The sequence below is a fragment of the Pseudofrankia saprophytica genome (assembly GCF_000235425.2).
Classification (GTDB): Bacteria; Actinomycetota; Actinomycetes; order Frankiales; family Frankiaceae; genus Pseudofrankia; species Pseudofrankia saprophytica.
This window is the reverse complement of the sequence record NZ_KI912267.1, coordinates 278,249-296,726: the sequence shown is the minus strand read 5'-3', so window position 1 is coordinate 296,726 and position 18,478 is coordinate 278,249. Positions and strand designations below refer to the sequence as shown.

General features: G+C 74.9%; 15 protein-coding genes. 10 read left to right on the top strand and 5 right to left on the bottom strand.

What is annotated here, in order from left to right; translation table 11 throughout:
- Positions 1-72 precede the first annotated feature (72 nt).
- Entirely contained in the window at positions 73-1,032 is a 960-nt protein-coding gene (locus FRCN3DRAFT_RS0235780) for an oxygenase MpaB family protein (protein WP_007514224.1), read from the bottom strand.
- A gap of 297 nt (positions 1,033-1,329) precedes the next feature.
- Between FRCN3DRAFT_RS0235780 and mptB the strand changes: the two genes are divergently transcribed.
- The 8 genes from mptB (at position 1,330) to FRCN3DRAFT_RS0235740 (ending at position 11,257) form a co-directional block, all read left to right on the top strand.
- The gene (gene mptB / locus FRCN3DRAFT_RS47850) at positions 1,330-3,114 is read left to right on the top strand and encodes a polyprenol phosphomannose-dependent alpha 1,6 mannosyltransferase MptB (RefSeq protein WP_198536198.1); all 1,785 of its coding nucleotides are present in this window, start codon (positions 1,330-1,332) and stop codon (positions 3,112-3,114) included.
- A gap of 52 nt (positions 3,115-3,166) precedes the next feature.
- Positions 3,167-4,306 carry a galactose-1-phosphate uridylyltransferase gene (galT, locus tag FRCN3DRAFT_RS0235770; RefSeq protein WP_007514222.1) on the top strand — a complete coding sequence of 380 codons (1,140 nt, stop codon included), beginning with the start codon at positions 3,167-3,169 and terminating at the stop codon, positions 4,304-4,306.
- 56 nt (positions 4,307-4,362) lie between these two features.
- Positions 4,363-5,883, top strand: a complete 1,521-nt coding sequence (locus FRCN3DRAFT_RS50195; protein WP_131803470.1) for a galactokinase — start codon at positions 4,363-4,365, stop codon at positions 5,881-5,883.
- A gap of 986 nt (positions 5,884-6,869) precedes the next feature.
- Positions 6,870-8,432, top strand: a complete 1,563-nt coding sequence (locus FRCN3DRAFT_RS47835; RefSeq protein WP_083401504.1) for an ATP-binding protein — start codon at positions 6,870-6,872, stop codon at positions 8,430-8,432.
- A 57-nt stretch (positions 8,433-8,489) separates the two neighbouring features.
- Entirely contained in the window at positions 8,490-8,909 is a 420-nt protein-coding gene (locus FRCN3DRAFT_RS0235755) for a roadblock/LC7 domain-containing protein (protein WP_198536230.1), read from the top strand.
- Positions 8,906-9,280: a DUF742 domain-containing protein gene (locus FRCN3DRAFT_RS0235750; protein ID WP_007518151.1), complete on the top strand. Its 375-nt coding sequence runs from the start codon at positions 8,906-8,908 to the stop codon at positions 9,278-9,280. Before FRCN3DRAFT_RS0235755 ends, FRCN3DRAFT_RS0235750 begins: the two co-directional genes overlap by 4 nt.
- The gene (locus FRCN3DRAFT_RS47830; RefSeq protein ID WP_007518149.1) at positions 9,261-9,980 is read left to right on the top strand and encodes a GTP-binding protein; all 720 of its coding nucleotides are present in this window, start codon (positions 9,261-9,263) and stop codon (positions 9,978-9,980) included. Before FRCN3DRAFT_RS0235750 ends, FRCN3DRAFT_RS47830 begins: the two co-directional genes overlap by 20 nt.
- Before the next feature lie 29 nt (positions 9,981-10,009).
- Positions 10,010-11,257, top strand: coding sequence for a cytochrome P450 family protein (locus FRCN3DRAFT_RS0235740; protein ID WP_007518147.1), 1,248 nt, complete (start codon positions 10,010-10,012; stop codon positions 11,255-11,257).
- Positions 11,258-11,294: 37 nt separating this feature from the next.
- Here FRCN3DRAFT_RS0235740 and FRCN3DRAFT_RS0235735 read toward each other — a convergent pair whose 3' ends face one another.
- Positions 11,295-12,524: a hypothetical protein gene (locus tag FRCN3DRAFT_RS0235735; protein WP_007518145.1), complete on the bottom strand. Its 1,230-nt coding sequence runs from the start codon at positions 12,522-12,524 to the stop codon at positions 11,295-11,297.
- A gap of 263 nt (positions 12,525-12,787) precedes the next feature.
- On the opposite strand from FRCN3DRAFT_RS0235735, the gene FRCN3DRAFT_RS0235730 reads away from it, so the two are divergent.
- Complete coding sequence (locus FRCN3DRAFT_RS0235730) at positions 12,788-14,611, top strand: DNA polymerase ligase N-terminal domain-containing protein (protein ID WP_035931112.1); 1,824 nt, start codon at positions 12,788-12,790, stop codon at positions 14,609-14,611.
- A gap of 677 nt (positions 14,612-15,288) precedes the next feature.
- Here the strand turns inward: FRCN3DRAFT_RS0235730 and FRCN3DRAFT_RS0235725 are convergent.
- Both FRCN3DRAFT_RS0235725 and FRCN3DRAFT_RS0235720 read right to left on the bottom strand, forming a co-directional pair.
- Positions 15,289-16,629: an FAD-dependent oxidoreductase gene (locus FRCN3DRAFT_RS0235725; RefSeq protein ID WP_007518143.1), complete on the bottom strand. Its 1,341-nt coding sequence runs from the start codon at positions 16,627-16,629 to the stop codon at positions 15,289-15,291.
- On the bottom strand, positions 16,629-17,084 hold the full coding sequence (locus FRCN3DRAFT_RS0235720; RefSeq protein WP_007518142.1) for a hypothetical protein: 456 nt from the start codon (positions 17,082-17,084) through the stop codon (positions 16,629-16,631). The genes FRCN3DRAFT_RS0235725 and FRCN3DRAFT_RS0235720 overlap by 1 nt, the downstream gene beginning before the upstream one ends.
- Before the next feature lie 249 nt (positions 17,085-17,333).
- Between FRCN3DRAFT_RS0235720 and FRCN3DRAFT_RS0235715 the strand changes: the two genes are divergently transcribed.
- Positions 17,334-17,708 (top strand): YccF domain-containing protein, encoded by a 375-nt coding sequence (locus FRCN3DRAFT_RS0235715; protein ID WP_007518140.1) that lies wholly within the window; start codon positions 17,334-17,336, stop codon positions 17,706-17,708.
- Between the two features lie 53 nt (positions 17,709-17,761).
- Here FRCN3DRAFT_RS0235715 and FRCN3DRAFT_RS0235710 read toward each other — a convergent pair whose 3' ends face one another.
- Complete coding sequence (locus tag FRCN3DRAFT_RS0235710; RefSeq protein ID WP_007518139.1) at positions 17,762-18,472, bottom strand: TetR/AcrR family transcriptional regulator; 711 nt, start codon at positions 18,470-18,472, stop codon at positions 17,762-17,764.
- Between the last annotated feature and the right edge of the window lie 6 nt (positions 18,473-18,478).

Sequence of the window (18,478 nt, the reverse complement as noted above, 5' to 3'; positions counted from 1 at the left end):
GCGCAGGTCGGCTGAGCGCAGGCCGGCGCTGTGCGGGTCGGCGCAGTGGCGGACGGCCAGCGGCTGGGGAGGTCAGACCAGCCGCTGGCCCAGCCGGCGGCGCAGGCGCATGTCCAGGAGCAGCAGGTTGTAGGGGAAGAGGCGGGCGAACCGGGGCAGGCGGCGCTGCACGGTGCCGAGCTGGCGCAGCGTCCGGTCGAACCGGGCCTGGTCGGCCGCGGACCAGGCCAGCCGCATCTCCTCGCGGAACCTGGGCGGCAGGAAGCCGGTCGTCACGAACATCATCAGCCGGCGCGGGCCAAGACTGAACGGCCAGCGCATCCCCCGGCCGGTCACGAGGCCGTGCAGGTAGGCGCGGACGGCCGGGTCGATGGCGACCCGGCCGAGCGCCTCCTCCCAGTACAGGTCGAACGCGGCCCGGTCGGCGGGCCACATCCGCTGGCGCATCTGCAGGGTCGTGCCGAAGCGGGCGGCGTGCCGGTAGAACGCGTCCGCGGCCGCCGGCTCGATCGGTCCGTGCAGCCGGGTGTGGACGTCGACGGCGCCCCGGTACATACAGGCCGCCACCCACAGCTGCAGCTCCGGCCACAGCGCGTTGTAGCGCACGGAGCTCGCGGAGGTGGAACGGACCTGCCGGTGGGCCGAGTTCACCGCGTCCCGGTACTGGGCGCGCTCCTCGTCGGTGCCGAGCATGGCGACGGCGATGTAGGTCAGCGTCGTGCGGAAGCGCTTCACCGGATGGTGGGTGAGCCGCCCGGTCGGCACCTGGCTCTCCATCACGCCGTGGCCGACGGGCGCCCAGCTCAGCTGCATGACGACGTTCGCGACGCCGGCGAGGAACGCGCCGAGGCCGTCCAGGTACTCACACACGTCGAAACCGGCTGGATCGAAACCGGCCGCGTTGGCGCCGCTGGGTGAGACGACGGCGGGCCGGGTAGGAGGCGGGCATGGCGCCCTGCCGGCCGGGATGACCGTCGCGGGCGCCGTCCTGGGGGCCGGGATGTCGCCCGCGGCAGCCGAGGCCCTCGTCACGTGGCGTCTCCTTTCGCCGTGCGTCGCCTGGGCGCGCTGGCTGGTTCTCGACGTCCAACACCGAGGTTAGAGGAGCCAGGGGGCGCCGATATCGCGCTCCGTATTTCCACTGTGACCTTCGCGGCGAGATCCCTGCGGCCTGTGACCGCGTTGTGACGGCTCGCTGGCAGCTTCACGATCCATGTGACTGGCATCACGTCGATGGCGCTGGCGACCTCTCCGGTACCGCGCTGTTCACTCGGGGTCCGCTCCGGGTCCGTCTGCGTGTGCGACACGGCTGGCAGCGTCCACGTCGCGATGGGAGATACCAGGCCGGACAGGCAAACCAGGCGCCGCCAGGTCCATGACGCGGCGAAAGCCGGCGGAACCGACGCTGGCGCGACCAACGCGGGCGGAACCGACGACGGTACCGCCGGCCACGAGTCGGCGGACGGCCCGCGGAGTGACGGCCCGCGGACCGGCGGGGCGAGCCCCCGTGGCCGCCGGGCGCGGCATCTGGGCACGCTCGCGCTCGGCGGCGCGGTCGGTGCCCTGGGCGCCACCCTCGTCGTCGTCACCGGTGGGCGCCTCGCGCTCGGGCCCGTCGTGCGCCCGCCGACGGCCTGGTTCGGGCTGCTCGACCCGGTCGCGGTCGACAAGCCGTCGTTGCTGCCGGTGGTGCTGCTTTTCGGCGCGGCCCTGCTCGTCGGGGCCTGGTGGTGGGCGTGCCGCCGCAGCCAGCGCGGCGAGCTGTCCCTGCGCGGCGTCGCGGTGCTGATCTGCTGCTGGTCGGCCGCGCCGCTGGTGGGCCCGCCGATCCTCAGCCTGGACGTGTACAGCTATGTGGCCCAGGGCGCGATGCTCTCCAACGGGCTCGACCCCTACGCGGCGGGGCCGGCGCTGCTCGGCAGCCACCCTGCCGCGCTGGCCGCCGACCCGATCTGGCGGGACACCCCGTCGCCCTACGGCCCCGTCGGCCTGGGGCTCTTCCACGCGGTGGCCGCCCTGACCGGTGGCCAGGTCGTCCGGTCGGTCATCCTGCTGCGGATCGTGGCCGCCGTCGCGGTCGCGGCGCTGGCCTGGTGCCTGGTCCGCTCGGTGCCCGCCCAGCGTCGCCCGTGGGCGCTCGCCGCCGGCGTCGGCGGGCCGATCGTGCTGCTGGAACTGCTCGGTGCCGTCCACCTCGAGGCGGTGATGATGGCGCTGGCCGCGGCGGGGCTGCTGGCCGCCCTGCGCGGGCGGGTCGGCCTCGGCCTCGCCCTGCTCACCGCCGCCGCCCTGACCAAGTGGCCGGCCGCCATGATCATGGTCGTGGTGCTGGCCCGCCGGTGGGCCGATCTGGCCGTCGGCCCGGCCGAGCCGGCGGAGATGAAGGGGCCAGCGGAGCCGGCGGCGGAACCGGAGCCGGCGGCGCGCGCCGCTCTGGGTGGGCCGCGGTCGGGCGCCCTGCCCGGCCGGCCGGCGCGGGGGCCTGTGGCGCGGGTGCTCACGGCGGTGATCCGTGACCTCGCCGTGATCGCCGCGACGGCGGCCGCCCTGTCGCTGCTGCTGGTGCCCGACGGGCTGGGCTGGGTCAGGGCCACGTCGACCCCGTCACACGGGCTGAGCCTCTACTCGCCGGTCTCGGCGCTCGCCAACCTGCTCGCCATCGTGACCGACACGCCGGGCCCCGCGCTGCCGGGCAGCGACCTGCTCGGCCTCGCCCGCGCCGCCGGGATGGCCGGGGCCGCGCTGCTGATCGGCTGGCTGCTCATCACGGTTCGCCACCGGGACGTTCCGGCCACCTGCGGCCTCGCGCTGCTCAGCCTCGCCCTGCTCGGGCCGGTGCTCTACCCGTGGTACCTCGTCTGGGGCATGGTCCCGCTGGTGATGGCCAGGGGGGTGGCGCGCCCTCGGGTGCTCATGGTCGTCGGCGCCGCCGGGGCGTTCCTGTCGGTCCCGCATCCCGAGGTGCTCTTCGTCGGCGAGCCCGAGGTGACGTCGTGGTTCGCGCGGGAAGGCCCAGTTGTCCTGATCGTTCTGCTGGCGTGCGCGGGTGCCGGGCTGCTCGCTCGGCGCCGGCTGGTCAGCGCCGCGCGGGCCGAGGTCTACCGGTCGATGTGATCGGGCGCACCGGTACCGTCTAGGCCGTGACGGCGGCGTGACGGCGGCGGACGTGACCGAGGCTGGCGCCAGCCGGACGGCGGTGCTGCTGTCCGACGGCCGGGAGCTCATCTACTTCGACGACGAGCCGGGCCGCCACCACGGCGATCCCGACCGGCGCGGCCTCGTGCCGGTGGCCCGGCCGCCGTCCGAGCTGCGCCACGATCCGCTGACCGACGAGTGGGTGGTCATCGCCGCGCACCGGCAGGGGCGGACGCATCTACCGGCGGTCGCAGACTGTCCGCTGTGCCCCAGCCGGCCGGGCCGGGAGACCGAGGTTCCCGAGGACTACGACGTCGCGGTCTTCGAGAACCGATTCCCCGCGCTCGGCCTGCCCGCGCTGGGCCTGCCGGCGCTGGGCCCGCCGAGCCCCGGCGAGGGTGGCCCGCCCGCGTCGGTGGCGGGCCGGCCGAGGGAGCTGGCCGGCCCGTTCGCCGCCCGGCCCGGCGAGGGGCGCTGCGAGGTCGTCTGCTTCACCACCGACCACGACGCCTCGTTCGCGGCGCTCACACCGCGCCGGGCCGGGACGGTCCTCGCGGCCTGGACCGACCGCACCGCGGCGCTCGGCCGCCTGCCCGCCGTCGCGAGCGTGTTCGTCTTCGAGAACCGCGGCGAGGAGATCGGGGTGACGCTCGGCCACCCGCACGGCCAGATCTACGCCTACCCGTTCGTCCCGACGCCGCTGGCGACGATGATCCGCGTCGCACGTCGGCGGGGATGCTGCCAGCACTGCGAGGCCGTCGCCGCTGAGGAGGCCGCCGGCGCCCGCGTCGTCGCCTCGACGGACGCCTGGATCGCCTTCGTTCCGTTCGCCGCCCGCTGGCCGTTCGAGGTGTCGATCTACCCGCGCCGGCATGTTCCCGATCTGCCCGCCCTCGACGAGGGCGAGCGGGCCGAGTTCCCGTCGCTCTACCTGGATGTCCTGCGCCGTTTCGACCGGGTCCTCGGCGTGAAGATGCCCTACGTCGCCGCCTGGGAGCAGGCCCCCGTGCGGGCCGGCCGGCGCTGGGCACACCTGCGGCTGCGCGTGTTCTCCAACCGGCGCGCCCCGGACAGGCTCAAGTACCTCGCTGGCAGCGAGTCCGCGATGGGGGTCTACATCAACGACGTCGAGCCCGAGCGCGCCGCCGCCCTGCTGCGCGCCGCCGGTTAGGCGGGCTCGGAGGCGCGGCGAGACGCACGCAGGTGGGCCAGCGGATCGTCTCGCGGATGCCGGGCGTTCGCATATGCGTGACGGACGGCCAGGTCGCCGGGGGAGGTGGCGCCAGGACAGCGGGTGCCGCGTCAGCCGGTTCCGGCTCGCCCTCTCGCCAGGAGCCGGGCGATCTGGGTGGGCCGGGCGAGCTGGGTGGGCCTGACGAGCTGGACGGGCCTGACGAGCTGGACGGGCCGGTGGACGCGCCGCGCCGGTCCCGGGTGCGCCGCGGCCGGCCCGCCGGCCGGGGCGGGTGGGGGGCCGTGACGGCGGTGGCCTTCGGGCCGGGCCGGGTCAACCTCGTCGGTGAGCACACCGACTACAACGACGGCCTGTGCCTGCCGTTCGCGATCGAGCTGGGTGTCACGGTGCGGGCACGGCCTTCGCTGGACGGCATGATGCGGGTGCACGCGGTCGACATCGGCTCGCACGACGTGTTCCCGGCCTCCGTGCCCCCGCGCGCCGAGGGCTGGCGCTCGTTCGCCCGCGGAGTGGTCGCCCTGCTCACCGAGGCCGGATACCCCGTCCGGCCCGCGCGCCTGGCGGTCACCGGCACGCTGCCCCGGGGCGCGGGCCTGTCGTCGTCGGCGGCGCTCGAGGTCGCGCTGGCGCTCGCGCTGCTGGCGCACAGCGGGCACGACGAGCCGGACCGCCGCCAGCTCGCCCGGCTGCTGTCCCGGGTGGAGAACGAGTGGGTCGGCGCGCGTACCGGGCTGCTCGACCAGACCGCGTCGCTGTTCGGCCGGCCCGGCCACGCCCTGTGCCTGGACATCCAGGCCCTGGCCGCCGACGTGGCCGCCAACCCGGCCGCCGGCGTGGCCGCCGGTCAGGTGCCCACGGGTGATCAGGCGCCCGTCGGCGCGCCCGCTCCCGACCCCGCGGTGGCACCCGCTCCAGGGCCGCCGCCCGCGTCCGCACCGCCGCCCGCGCCCGCGGCGCCTTCCGCGCGGGCCGTGCCTCGCCCGCCGGGGCGCTGGCAGGTCGGTGCCGGCCGGACGGGCGGCGGTCCGGCGGCGGTGCCGGCGGGCGTCGAGGCGGTGCGTCTCGACCTGGGCCGGTGGCGGCTCGTGACGGTCGACTCCGGGGTCCGGCACGCGATCGCGGCGTCCGGCTACAACACCCGCAGGGCCGAGTGCGCCCGCGCCTGCGAGCTGCTCGGGATCAGCTCGCTGCGCGAGGCGGACCCGGACGCGCCCGGTCGGCTGCCCGAGCCCCTGGGCCGCCGGGTGCGCCACGTGCTGGCGGAGAACGAGCGGGTCCGGGGCGCGGTGGCGGCGCTGCGCGCTGGCGACCTGCCGGAGCTCGGCCGGGTGCTCGACGCGTCGCACGCCAGCCTGCGTGACCTCTACGACGTGTCGGTGCCCGAGGTGGAGGAGACGGTGGCCCGCCTGCGGGACCTCGGCGCGGCCGGCGCGCGGATGGTCGGCGGCGGGTTCGGCGGGTCGGTCCTCGCGCTCTTCCCGCCGGGCCGGCGCCCCCCGGCCGACGCCATGCGTGTCGTTCCGGGCGGCCCCGGTCGCCTGCTGCGTCGCTGACGCCCGAACCCATTCCGCCGAACCACAGTCCGCCGCACCAGCTCCCGCGAAGCCACGTCGTCCGAACTCACCGTCACCGAGGCGGAGTGGGCCGCCCGCTCGTCCGAGTGGCCGCCCACCGGGGCTTTCAGGCGCCCGGCCGCGCTCGGCGACCGCCCCGGGACGACGGTTGGCCGTCGACGCAACGAGGAGAAAACCTCGGCACACCGGACGTGTCTCCCGCGTGGCCTTCGGTGTTGTGGCGCGACCCAAGATCGTTCATTCGCGACCGTGGGCGCGCCCGCCGACAGTCGCTGCCTGTGACGATGGCGCCCTGGATGGCGGGGATCAGCGCGGCCGGCGGACGGGGAACGCCGCTTAAGACCAAAGGTCCCGATTTGTCCAGGTTCAAGTGCGCGAGCGCCGCGGCGGTGCTGGCGAAATGTCCCGGATGCGCGTCGAGGATCACCCACGACGACTATTCCGGGGCAAGTCGGTGCTGATGTTCAGAGTAATCACCCGATTATTACCGGTTGCCAAATCCAGGCCCCCCGCGAGATGGGCATCGAAACGCGGCGTCCATCGGCGAAACAACGTGAACACATGTCACCCACTCGGCCCTGGTCGGCCGGCCAGTGGCGGCGCTGGCTGAATGGGGCCCGTGCGCGTGGTCTCCCTAGCATCGGGTGACGGACGGCACAGGGGACCAACGCCCGCACCGGGTCAAACGCCCCACGCGGCCGGCCGGCTCCATTGCGTGTCCGGGGGGATGGCCGAGGAGTGGTCGCGGTGTCGAGAAAGCCTGCGGGGCGCGCTGTGCCTCTGTCGCGCATTCCGCGCCGGCCCGCGCACCCGCCGCGCTCAGCCGTGAATCCAGAGGCCGTGAATCCAGAGTTTTTGACGGGCGGCCTCACTGCCGCGCCGGTCCGGGCGTGCGCCGCCGGCGCGGCCGCCCGGGCGGCCGGGACGACGATCGGGACGACGATGTGGACGAGGAACTGATCGCGATGCCACGTGTACTCGGGCCCGCTCGCGGGCGGGCCGACACCTTCTCGGCCGGCACGTCCGCGCGCCGCCAGCCCGTCGCCGGCCCGAACCGCACCGTGCTGCTCACCGCGCTGCTGGTCATCGCCGTCGCCGCGCTGTGCGCGATCGCGATGACCCCGTCGTCCGCGCGGGCCTCGGTCAGTGTCGCGGTGCTCGTGGGCCTGGCCGCCGCGGCCGTGACCGTCGTCCTCGCGATCCGCCAGGCGGCCGGCACGGCGCGGCTCGCCGACCGGGTGGCGGCCCTCGACGCCCAGGCCGAGCGACGGGCAGCCGAGCTCACCCAGCTCGCCGACGACACCCTGCCGAAGATCGTCGCTCAGCTGCGCGACGGCATCTCGGCGCAGGAGGCGCTGGCGGGCGGCGGGCCGGCGCCGTCCGACGCCGCCGAGCAGCGGATCCTGCGGACGCTGGCCGAGGAGGTCGGCCGCGGCGAACGGATGCGCGCCGCCGCGATGGCCGCCTGCGCGAACGCCGCCGGCCGGGTCCAGGCGCTGGCCACCAGCATGCTCGCCGACCTGCGGGACATGGAGGACCGGCACAGCGAGGAGGTCCTCGGTGACCTGCTGCGCCTCGACCACAGCGTCTCCCAGGCCGGCCGGCTCGCCGACTCCATCGCGGTGCTCACCGGCGCCCGCTCCGGCCGGCGCTGGACCAAGCCGATCGTCATGGAGAGCATCCTGCGCGGCGCGCTCGGGCGGATCAGCGCCTACCAGCGGGTCCGGCTGCACTCGACCTGCACCGCCGCCGTCGCCGGCTACGCGGCCGAGGGTGTCATGCACGCCCTCGCCGAGCTGATGGACAACGCGACCAGCTTCTCCCCGCCGTCGGAGGAGGTGCACGTCTACGTCGAAGAGGTCCAGGCCGGCATCGTCGTCACCATCGAGGACGGCGGCCTGGTCATGGGCCCGGCGGCGCTGCGGCGGGCGGAGCGGGCCGTCTCGGCCGAGGCGCTCGACCTGACCACGCTTTCCGGCACCCGCCTGGGCCTGGCCGTCGTCGGCTCGCTCGCCCGCAAGTACGGGCTCACCGTGTCCTTCCGCCCCTCGTCCCGCGGTGGCACCGGCGTGATCGTCATCGTCCCCCGCCAGCTCATCACCCAGCCGCGACCGGAGGGCACGCCGCTGCCCGGGGCGCACGCGCCGGCGGCGGCGGGGCAGGCGGGCGCCGGGCAGAGTGGCCGGCAGCCGGCGGCGGCGCAGCCCAGCGAACCCGCGGCGCTTCCGGCGCGCGCGGCGGCGCGCCAGCCGGGCGAGCCGGATCCGCTGCCGAAGCGGGGCCGCGGCGAGACGCTCGCCGGCTCCGCGCGCACGGTGGCGGCACTGACGGCTCCCCCGGACGGCCCTCCCGCCGATGAGGCCAGCCGGCCGACCGCGGCCACGACGTCGCCCGGCGCGCGGTTCGGCGCCTTCCAGCAGGCGGGCGCGCGGGCCCGGTCCGCCGACACCGGCCCGGCCGGCACCGCCGGCCAGCCGCCGGCGCAGGACACCGGCACCGCCGACCCAGCAACCGACCCAGCCAGATAGGAGGCAGGGGCCGACCTGCCGTGGGCAGCGGACCCGCGGCGGCCCCGCGACCCGATGATGAAGACCAACGAACGCGACCTCGACTGGCTGCTCGAGAGCCTCCTCGAACGCACCCCGGGCGCCCGGCACGCGCTGGTGCTGTCGCGGGACGGTCTGAAGATGTGCCGCACCTCCGGGCTCACCGTCGACGCGGCCGACCAACTGGCGGCCATCGCGTCGGGCATCCAGAGCCTCGCGCACGGCGCGTCCGCCGAGTTCGGCGACGGCACCGGCGGGGTCCGCCAGTCCATGACGGAGTTCCACGGCGGCCTGCTGTTCATCGTCGAGGCCGGCGAGGGCGCCCATCTCGCGGTCATCGCCACCGAGGACGCCGACGCGGGCGTGATCGGCCACAACATGAACGAGCTGGTCGAGCAGATCGGCGAGTACCTCAGCGCGCCGGCCCGCGACCTGAGGGCCACGGTGGCTCCGGCGTGACCCGCGGCAACATCGACCGGGAGAACCCGGACCGGCTCTACACGATCACCGGTGGGCGCAGCCGGGCGGACGTCGACACCTTCGACCTGGTCACCCTCGTCATCGCCGAGTGCGACCCCAGCCCGGGGATGCAGTCGGAGCACGCCGGCATCCTGCGGTTCTGCCGCTCCGCGCGGGCCGTCGTGGAGATCGCGGCCCACCTGCGCCTGCCGATCAGCGTCACCCGGATCCTGCTGTGCGACCTGCTCGACGCCGGCCGCATCATGGTCCGCCAGCCGGCCAGGTCCGCGCCGCGCCGCTCGGCGGTCGAACTCCCGTACGCCCACCCCGAGTTGCTGAGAGAGGTGCTCGTTGGACTCCGCCGGCTCTAGGACGGCCGCCTCGCCGCGGGCCGGGTCCGCCTTCTTCCCGGGGCGCGGCGAGCCCGCCGAGCCGCGGATGCTGGCGCCGCTGCGCGAGACGGTCCGCGAAGGCCTGAAGATCGTCGTCGTCGGCGGGTTCGGTGTCGGCAAGACCACGATGGTGCGGGCGGTCAGCGAGATCCGCCCGCTGTCCACCGAGGAGGTCATGACCGAGGCCGGCGTCGGCATCGACGACACCGCGGGGCTGCGAGGCAAGAACACCACGACGGTCGCCTTCGACTTCGGCCGGATCAGCCTCGACGACCACCTTGTGCTCTACCTGTTCGGGGCGCCGGGCCAGGAGCGGTTCTGGTTCCTGTGGGACCGGCTGTTCGCCGGCACGCTCGGCGCCGTCGTGCTGGTCGACACCCGCCGGGTCCAGGACTCCTGGTACGCGATCGACCGGCTGGAGCACCAGAAGGTGCCGTTCGTCGTCGCCCGCAACAACTTCGGCGCGCCGGCCCACTCGCTCGACGAGGTGCGCGACGCGCTGTCGCTCAGTCCCGAGGTGCCGCTGATCGACTGCGACGCCCGTGCTCGCGAGTCGAGCAAGGCGGTCCTGATCGGGCTCGTCGACCATGTGCTGGCGCTGTCCACCGCCGCGCACGGCTCGCCGGCCGCGCATGGTGCGCCGGCCGCGCATGGTGCGCCGGCCGGCCTCGGTTCCTGACGGGCTCTTCGAGGGTTGGGGGAGACCCGATGACTGATCTGACCACCGCCATGGACCGCGCGTCCGTCCTGGCCAGCCGCTACCCGGCGCACGTGGGCGCCGCCCGGCTCTACGGCGACGAGTTCCACCGGGACGCGGCCGGGTTCTTCCGCGAGCTGCGGGCCCGGCACGGCGCGGTGGCCCCGGCGCTGCTCGAGGGCGACCTCCCGGTCTGGCTGGTGCTCAGCTACCGGGAGATGCACTACGTCCTGACCCGCCCGGAGGTGTTCGACCGGCAGACGCCGTGGAACGCGCTCGACCTCGTCCCGGCGGACTGGTCGCTGCAGTGGATCCTCGGCAGCGCGGCGGTGATGAGGTCGGGCGGCCAGGAACACGAACGCCGCTCGACCGTGCTGCACGACGCGCTGGGTGCCGTCGACCAGCTCGAGCTGCGGTCGCGCTGCGAGCGGATCGCCGACCTGCTGATCGACGAGTTCGCCGCCACGGGCCGGGCCGAGCTGATGAGCGAGTTCGCCCTGCGGATGCCCGTGCACGTCGTGTGCTGGCTGCTGGGCATCCCGCTGGACGAGGCGTCGGCCGTGGTGCGCGACCTCATCGTGCTGATGGACCTCACGGCCGAGGCGCCGGTCGCCTACGGACGGCTGCTGGCCCGGATGCAGGACCTGATCCGGCAGCGGCGCGAGCGGCCGACGTTCGACGTCGCCTCCGGTATGGTCAACCACCCGCTGGCGGCGCCGGACGACCAGCTCGTCGAGGACATGCAGTACGTGCTCACCGCCGGGCAGCAGCCGACGGCCTACTGGATCGGCAACACGGTGCGGCTGCTGCTCACCGACGCCCGGTTCGCCATGACGCTCGCCGGCGGCCGGCGCAGCGTCGGACAGGCGATGGGCGAGGTCCTCTGGGAGGATCCCCCACTCGCGAACCTGAGCGCGTACTGGGCCGCCCGGACCTGCCAGCTGGGCGGCTACCAGGTCCAGGCCGGCGACATGCTGGTGCTCAGCATCGCCGCCGCGCACGCCGACCCGCACATCCGCCCGGACCAGGCGGCCAGCGTCGGCGGCAACCAGGCGCACCTGGCGTTCGGCCACGGCCCGCATCGCTGCCCGTTCCCGGCGCAGGAGCTGTCCGAGGTCATCGCCGAGACCGCCATCGAGGTCCTGCTCGACCGGCTCCCCGACCTCAGCCTGGCCGTACCCGCGGCCGAGCTGCGCTGGGAGGAGTCCCTCTGGATGCGGGGACTGGCGAGCCTGCCCGTCACCTTCACCCCGGCCTGACCGGCTTCGGCCCGGCCGGGGTGCTCGGCTTCGGAGGCTAGGCCGCGGGCTTCGGCTTGGGGCCGGCCGAGCGCATGTTGACGAGGCGGCCGAGCAGGTCGAACCAGAACGGCGCCCCCACGGTCAGGGCCGCCGCGGCGACCAGCCAGCCGAGCACCTTCAGCGCCCAGCCGCCGGCGTCGTCGGGAAGGGCCCGGGGATCGGTGGCCGCGTCGGCCCGGGTCCAGCCGAACGGCAGCTGCAGTGCGCCGATGTCGCGTACCGCCTCGACCGCCGTCTCGTCGGCGCCGTCGCCGGACGGGCCGTCCCCACCGGCGGGAGTGGATGCCTGTACGTGGGTCTCGGCGGAGGAGACGGCGACCGCGCGCAGCGCGCTGTCCTGCCAGAGCGCCCGGGTCAGGCCGATCGCGTCCAGGTTGAAGGCGACGGTCAGCGCGACGGCGTAGACCAGCAGGAACTTGCCGATCCGGCGCTTGTACCAGCCGGAGAGCCGGTCCATCGCGCCGTCGTACCACTGGGCGAGCTCCGCGACCAACTTGTCCCGGTCGGCGCCCGCCCGTGCGGCGGTCGCGGTCAGCGCGATCTTGAGCGGTGACTCCGGCAGCAGGGCGATCTCCGCGCCCAGCGGCAGCATCGCCGTGTCCGGCGACTGGGCCAGGAGCGCGACGATCGCGGTGGTGACCGTGCGGCCGGCCTCGCTGGAAGCGGGCATGGCCGCGTTCAGCGCCTGGGCGGTCGCCGGGGTCAGGCTGTCGTAGGCGGCGCGGTAGGCGGCCGTGTAGGCAGCGCGCTGCTCGTCCGTGACGTCGCTGGGGAAGACGCTCGCGAGCTCGGCGGGACTGGCGCGGTGCAGCAGGGCGCGCGCCGGCGGCTCGACAAGTTCGAGCACGGCCCGCGCGAACGCCGTCGACGAGACGTAGGTCGGCAGCCGCAGGTCGCGGGCTCGCCGAACGGCGCCGAACCAGCCGCGGGCCGGTGGCGCCTCGCCGACGGCGGAGACGCTGGAGCCCCCGCCTGCCCGCAGGGCCCGCAGCGGGCCGTCCAGCAGCTCGGCGGTGATGTCACGCGCGCGCCCCGCGCCGTCCTGGGGCAGGGCCCGGGGATGGACGGCCTCCGAGGCGAGGCGGCGTAGCTCGGCCTCCAGCTGGCGTCCCCGGTAGTTGAAGAAGCCAAGCACGGCCTCGTTCACCCGGGAGACGGCGACACTGAAGACGGCGAACACCAGGGCAAGCCCGATGAGCACCTGCAGAACGGCGGAGTCCGACATGACAGACCTCGTTCGCATTTGCCACGACAAAGAGCGGACCGCGTCTTTGTACCGGAACCCGCGTGCGGCCCGCCGCGGCGGGCCGCGCACCAGGGCCCGCCTGCCCGGTCGCGGTGTGTTTCCTTGTGGGGACGTGGTGCCCAAGCGCGTTTCCCTGCCGGGTGCGGGGAGAAGGCGTGCTTCTCGACGGGCGTTCCCGCGGGAGGTGGCCGGGTGCCATCGGGGGTGACGGCGGTGGCGCCGGGAAAGGACGGGTGGGGCGCGTGACGCCGGAGAAGCCGCGTTCGCTGGACGCCTACCGCGCCCGGCGCGACCCGGCGCGCACCCCCGAGCCGATTCCCACCGCTCCCTCGCTGGACGCGTCCACGCCGCCGGCGGATCAGGACGAGTCACCGCCGCCGGTTGGGACGGCACCGCCGGCTGGGACGACGCCGTCGGCCGAGTCGGCACCGTCGGCTGAGTCGGCACCGTCGGCTGAGTCGGTGGAGACGCCCGCGGGTGGGAACGAGGACGGCGACGCGGTCGACCACACGGGTGACGACCAGGCGGGGCGGGGCGACACCTTCGTCATCCAGGAGCACCACGCGCGGGCGCTGCACTGGGACGTGCGACTGGAACGCGACGGGGTGCTCGTCTCGTGGGCGGTGCCGAAGGGCCTGCCCGTCGACCCGCACACCAACCACCTGGCGAAGCAGACCGAGGACCACCCGATCGAGTACGCGGACTTCGCCGGCGACATCCCGCGTGGAGAGTATGGCGGCGGGGCGGTGAAGATCTGGGACCGCGGCACCTATGAGCTGGAGAGCTGGGACGCGGACAAGGTGAGGGTCGTGCTGAGCGGCGAACGCGTGCGCGGCCGTTACGTCTTCTTCCGTGCCGGAGGCCGGTCGGGGCGGGAGGCCGGCGCGGGGAGCCGGCGCCGCGGCGCGCCGTACGGGCCGGACGACTGGATGGTGCACCGGATGGACCCGCCCGAGGATCCGGCCCGGGAGCCGATGCCGGCCGCGCTGGAGCCGATGTACGCCGTCGCCGGCCCGCTGCCGTCGGGGCCCGAGTGGGCGTACGAGGTCAAGTGGGACGGGATGCGGGTGCTCGCGTTCGTCGAGGGCGGCCGGGTTCGGGCCCGCAGCCGGACCGGGCGCGACGTGACCGCCGCGTTCCCGGAGCTGCGGCCGGTCGGGGCCGCGCTCGGCGCGACGCAGGCCGTCCTCGATGGCGAGATCGTCGCCTTCGGGCCCGACGGCCGGCCCGACTTCTCCCTGCTGGCACACCGGATCCACGTCGCCGACGCGGCCGCGGCCCGCCGGCTGGCCCGCCAGATCCCGGTGAGCTACCTCGTCTTCGACCTGCTCTTCCTCGAGGGGCACCCCACGACCGGCCTGTCCTTCGACGAGCGGCGCGCGCTGCTGGCCCAGCTCGCGGCTGCCCAGTTCCCGGCCGGCCAGTCCCCGGGGCTGACACTGTCGGACACGCTGCCGGGCGACGGGCCGGAGGTGCTGCGCGCGAGCGCCGCCGCCGGCCTGGAGGGCGTCATCGCCAAGCGCCGTTCGTCGGTCTACCAGCCCGGCCGGCGCGGCGCGGACTGGGTGAAGACGAAGAACATCCGTACCCAGACCGTGGTGATCGGCGGCTGGGAGCCGGGCGCGGGCAGGCGGGAGGGCCGCATCGGCTCACTGCTCGTCGGCATCGCGGACCCCGGCGGTCCGAACTCCGGCGGCCCGGGTTCCGGCCGGGCGGATGCCGGCGGGGCGGAGGGCGGCGAGCCCGGTGCCGAGGTCGGTGCCGGGATCGCGTTCCGGTACGCGGGACATGTCGGGACGGGCTTCTCCGACGCCATCCTCGATCTGCTCGCCGGGCTGCTGGAGCCGCTGCGGCAGGACACCCCGCCGTTCCTCGACGTGCCGGCGCCGCGTGCCCGCAAGGCCGTCTGGGTGCGCCCCGAGCTGGTCGCCGAGGTCGAGTACGCGCACTGGACCCCCGACGCCCGGCTGCGCCACCCGTCCTTCAAGGGCCTGCGCGACGACATGACCCCCGCCGACACGGCCCGGGACCCTTCCCCGATCGGCGAAGCCGATCCGACGTCGTGAACGGACGTCGACGGCCGTGAGCTGACGTCGACGGCCGGCAAATGGCATCGACGGCGGAGCCCAACGAGACGCGCGCCTCCGGACTCGCGAGGGTCCTGGCCGCTGGCCGCGAGCAGCCACGGCGCGGCGGCGCGGCGGCGCGGCGGCGCGGCGGCGAGGTGGCGAGGTGGCGCGGCCTGCGTAGCCGCGGAATGCGGTGCCGTACCTCCGCGCCTTGGTCGGTCAGTGCCCGCGCCGAAATGGCGAACTACGTACCAGATGGTGACTCGGATCCCATCGTGGGGACCGACGGCACGGTGGCCGGATCGTTACCTTCGCCCGGGCTGCGCGCGCTTGATCCTGTCACTGTGTCAGGCTCTAGCGTCGAAGCATGAAGCCGCCCGCCGAGACGTGGACCATCGGCCAGGTTGCCCGTGCAGCCGGGGTGAGCGTGCGTGTAGCGAGCAGACCTGGTCCTACCTCCGCCGCGCTCCGACCGTGTTACCCCTGCCGGTGATCCCGGCGCTTAGCCTGAGCAGGTTGCCGCGCCGGTCGCTGATCGCGGTTTCCGCCCTCCGATGGCTGTCCGCGGGACCGGATCACGACCACTGGAGTGCACAGATGGCGATCAGGCCCCTGCCGACGGCGGCCCGGCCACAAGATCTGCGCAGGTTCGGTCAATCGCCGCGCTTCCTGGCCTAGCGCGGCGAGGCTGGTACGGACGTTGGCAGGTCGCGCGGCACGGGTGTGTCTACGTGCTCGGGGCGCAGGCCGACGCCGACCAGGCGACCGGCGAGGCTCCGCAGAACCGGCTGACGATCCAGTACGCGGACCGGCAGCGGAGCTCGCACCGGCACGTCGGCGGCGAGTGCCGGGCCGATCAGGCCGCGGCCGAGTCCGCGCTGCAACAGCTGGGTGCCCGCGGCCGGGAACCACCGGCGGCGCTGGAAGGCGCGCAGCACCCTCGTCATCTCGTCCGTCCCGACGCTGGAACGCAGCGGGGCGGCGAGCATCCGCGCCGCCGCGACCGCGTCCTGCACCGCCAGGTTGATACCGACCCCGCCGACCGGCGACATCGCGTGCGCCGCGTCACCGATGAGCAGCACGCCGGGGGAATGCCAGCGGCGTAGCCGGTTGACCCGCACCGGCAGGAAGGCGACGTCGTCGGCTTCGACGAGCGCGCCGACCCGGCCCGCGAGCCAGGGCGCGAGCGCGGCGACGCCGGCGCGTAGCGCATCCGTACCGGTCGCGAGCGTCGCCTCCTTGCCGCCCTTCGGGATGAGGTACGCCGTCTGCCAGTAGTGGCCGCGGTCGATGAGCACCAGCAGCCGGCCGGCGCCAACCTGTACGGCGACTCCCTCCGGGTCGTCGGGCCAGCGCGGCAGCCGGAACCACAGCACGTCCATCGGCGCGCCGAACTCCTGGCGGGTGAGTGGCCGCCCGGCCGCGTCGAGAGCCGCGCACACCGTCGAATACCGCCCGTCCGCCCCGATGACCAGCCGGGCGCGGATCTCGACCTGGCGGGGCGCGGCCCCCGGCCCGTCCGGCAGCGCGGCGGGAGCGGCCGCCACGACCCCGCGGGCCGGTCCTCCCGGTGTGTCGAAGATCAGGCCGGTGGCCTCGTGGGACCGCAGCAGCAGGAAGGTCGGATACTCCGCGGCGGCCGCGGCGAGCATCTCCAACAGGTCCCACTGTGGCAGGAAGAGCACATAAGGGTGGGTGACGCGCAGCCGGGAGAAGTCGGCGACCCGGTAGGTGCCGTCGGCGAAGGTCGCGGTCAGCTCGCGCACCGGCCGGCCCGGCAGGGCGTCGACCCGGTCGCCCAACCCCAGGTCGTCGAGCACGTCGAGGGTGGACGGGTGGACGGTGTCACCGCGGAAGTCACGCAGGAAGTCGGCGTGCTTCTCCAGCACCGTCACCCGCACTCCCGCGCGGGCGAGCAGCAGCCCCACCAGCAGCCCGGCCGGTCCGGCGCCAACGACGCAGACATCGCACGAACCGGGGTCGCCGGCGCCTCGGCCGGTGGAGGCGCCGGCCATCACAGGGTGGCCCGCGTCCCGTGTGACCTGGTGTTGGCCGACCGGGTGCCGCCGCGGCCGCGGCGCGTGGGCCGGGTGTGCGGCGGCTGCGGCGGTGTGGGGTCGGGCGGCAGGTGGGGGCCCGGATCGGGGTGTGGTCCCGGCTCGGCCGGAGTCGGCTCGGTCACGGCGACCGGAGCCGGCTCGGTCACGGCGAACAGCGGCGCGTCGAAGTCCTCGCCGTCGACGTCGTTGCCACTGAAGTCCTGGACGTCGAAGTCTTGGACGTCGAGGTCCAGGACGGCGCGGTCCTCGACGGCTTCCGCGCGGGCGCGCGCGGCCGATGGCGAGGCTCGCCAGTCCGCGAGCCACCACGACGGGCGCGGCGCGGGGCTCTGCCGTGGTCGGATGGGCCTCGATCCGGCGCGGCTTCTCGGTTCCCGCTCGGCCGCCGGCGGGGTGAACGAGTCGCTCATGATTCCCCTGTACCCGCGACGGCCCGGACATACCGCCGGACGGCATCCTGGGGGCGCCCGCCGGGCGGACTCACTGACGGATGCCGGACATCGGTGTGGACGTCGCGATCGGTGGCCACAATAGTGACGACCGCGTCGGGAATGGCCGCCGTAGTCGGACCGGCCGCCGTAGTCGGACCGATGGTCGCGGCGGCCGGCGGGACGCGGGGGAACACCCATGACGGGGAACGCCGGGGAGAGGAGGACGCGATGCGCCTCGTGCTGAACCTGATCTGGCTGGTGCTGTGCGGGCTGTGGATGGCGATCGGTTACGCGGTCGCCGCGTTGATCTGCTTCATCCTGATCATCACGATCCCGTTCGGGATCGCGTCGCTGCGGATCGCGAACTACGCGCTCTGGCCGTTCGGCCGGACGGTGGTCGACGACCCGGAGGCCGGCGCGCCGTCGCTCGTCGGCAACGTGCTGTGGGTGATCTTCGCCGGGTGGTGGCTGGCGCTCGGCCACCTCGTCACCGGGTTCCTGCTCTGCCTGACGATCATCGGCATCCCGCTGGGCCTGGCCAACTTCAAGCTGATCCCGGTGTCGCTCCTCCCGCTCGGCAAGGAGGTCGTCGCCGTCCCCTGACCCCTGCCAGCCGCCCGCCGCCCGCCGCCTGCTCTGGCCCGGGGCCGGTGGCGTCAGCCGAGGCGCAGGACCGGGCCGGCCGCGACGAGGTCCTCCCAGTCGGCCTGCGCGATGGGGCGGGTCGCCAGCGGGTGCTCGCCACCGGGGCGCAGGCCGTCGAGGAGCAGCTCCAGGTACCGGTGCCAGATCACCGGGGCGGCGTGGTGGGTGGCGTCGATGAGGCCGTGCAGCGTCCAGATGAGCACGCCGACGTCATAGGGGCCGACGTCCGAGCGGACCCGACCGGCGGCGCGCCCGTCCGCGAGGATCAGCTCGACGGTGCGCACGTACTCGTCGCGCAGCGGCCGGGCGACAGCCGGGTCCCACAGCCGGCCCGAGCGGATGCCGTCGGTGGCGTGCTGCTCGGCCATCGCCCGGACGAACACCTCGAGCCGCTCGGCCGGCTCCGGGTGGGCGTAGGCGACCTGCGCCGTCGTCAGCAGCTGCTCGAAGAACGGGCGGGCCAGCTCGTCGAGCAGCGCGTTCTTCGTCGGGAAGCGCCGGTAGACGGTGCCGATCCCGACGCCGGCACGGCTCGCGACCTCCTCGACGGTGAAGGCGCCGCCGTGCTCCCGGTAGAGCTCCATCGCGGCGGCCAGCACCCGCTCCCGGTTGCGGGCCGCGTCGCAGCGCAGCCGTTCGGCCCGCGGCGACGCCGCCCCCGGTCCCGATGTGCCGGACGCCGGGGCCGGCGTCAGCGAGGCCACGGAGGCCACCGAGCTCATGCCACC

What these genes read in the sequence shown, in the direction of transcription:
- FRCN3DRAFT_RS0235710 (WP_007518139.1), bottom strand. Translation starts at nt 18,472, where the DNA reads ATGAGCTCGGTGGCCTCCGTGGCCTCGCTGACGCCGGCCCCGGCGTCC.
- FRCN3DRAFT_RS0235740 (WP_007518147.1), top strand. Translation starts at nt 10,010, where the DNA reads ATGACTGATCTGACCACCGCCATGGACCGCGCGTCCGTCCTGGCCAGC.
- FRCN3DRAFT_RS47835 (WP_083401504.1), top strand. Translation starts at nt 6,870, where the DNA reads ATGCCACGTGTACTCGGGCCCGCTCGCGGGCGGGCCGACACCTTCTCG.
- FRCN3DRAFT_RS0235715 (WP_007518140.1), top strand. Translation starts at nt 17,334, where the DNA reads ATGCGCCTCGTGCTGAACCTGATCTGGCTGGTGCTGTGCGGGCTGTGG.
- FRCN3DRAFT_RS0235725 (WP_007518143.1), bottom strand. Translation starts at nt 16,629, where the DNA reads ATGGCCGGCGCCTCCACCGGCCGAGGCGCCGGCGACCCCGGTTCGTGC.
- FRCN3DRAFT_RS0235755 (WP_198536230.1), top strand. Translation starts at nt 8,490, where the DNA reads ATGAAGACCAACGAACGCGACCTCGACTGGCTGCTCGAGAGCCTCCTC.
- FRCN3DRAFT_RS50195 (WP_131803470.1), top strand. Translation starts at nt 4,363, where the DNA reads ATGCCGGGCGTTCGCATATGCGTGACGGACGGCCAGGTCGCCGGGGGA.
- FRCN3DRAFT_RS0235735 (WP_007518145.1), bottom strand. Translation starts at nt 12,524, where the DNA reads ATGTCGGACTCCGCCGTTCTGCAGGTGCTCATCGGGCTTGCCCTGGTG.
- FRCN3DRAFT_RS0235720 (WP_007518142.1), bottom strand. Translation starts at nt 17,084, where the DNA reads ATGAGCGACTCGTTCACCCCGCCGGCGGCCGAGCGGGAACCGAGAAGC.
- mptB (WP_198536198.1), top strand. Translation starts at nt 1,330, where the DNA reads ATGGGAGATACCAGGCCGGACAGGCAAACCAGGCGCCGCCAGGTCCAT.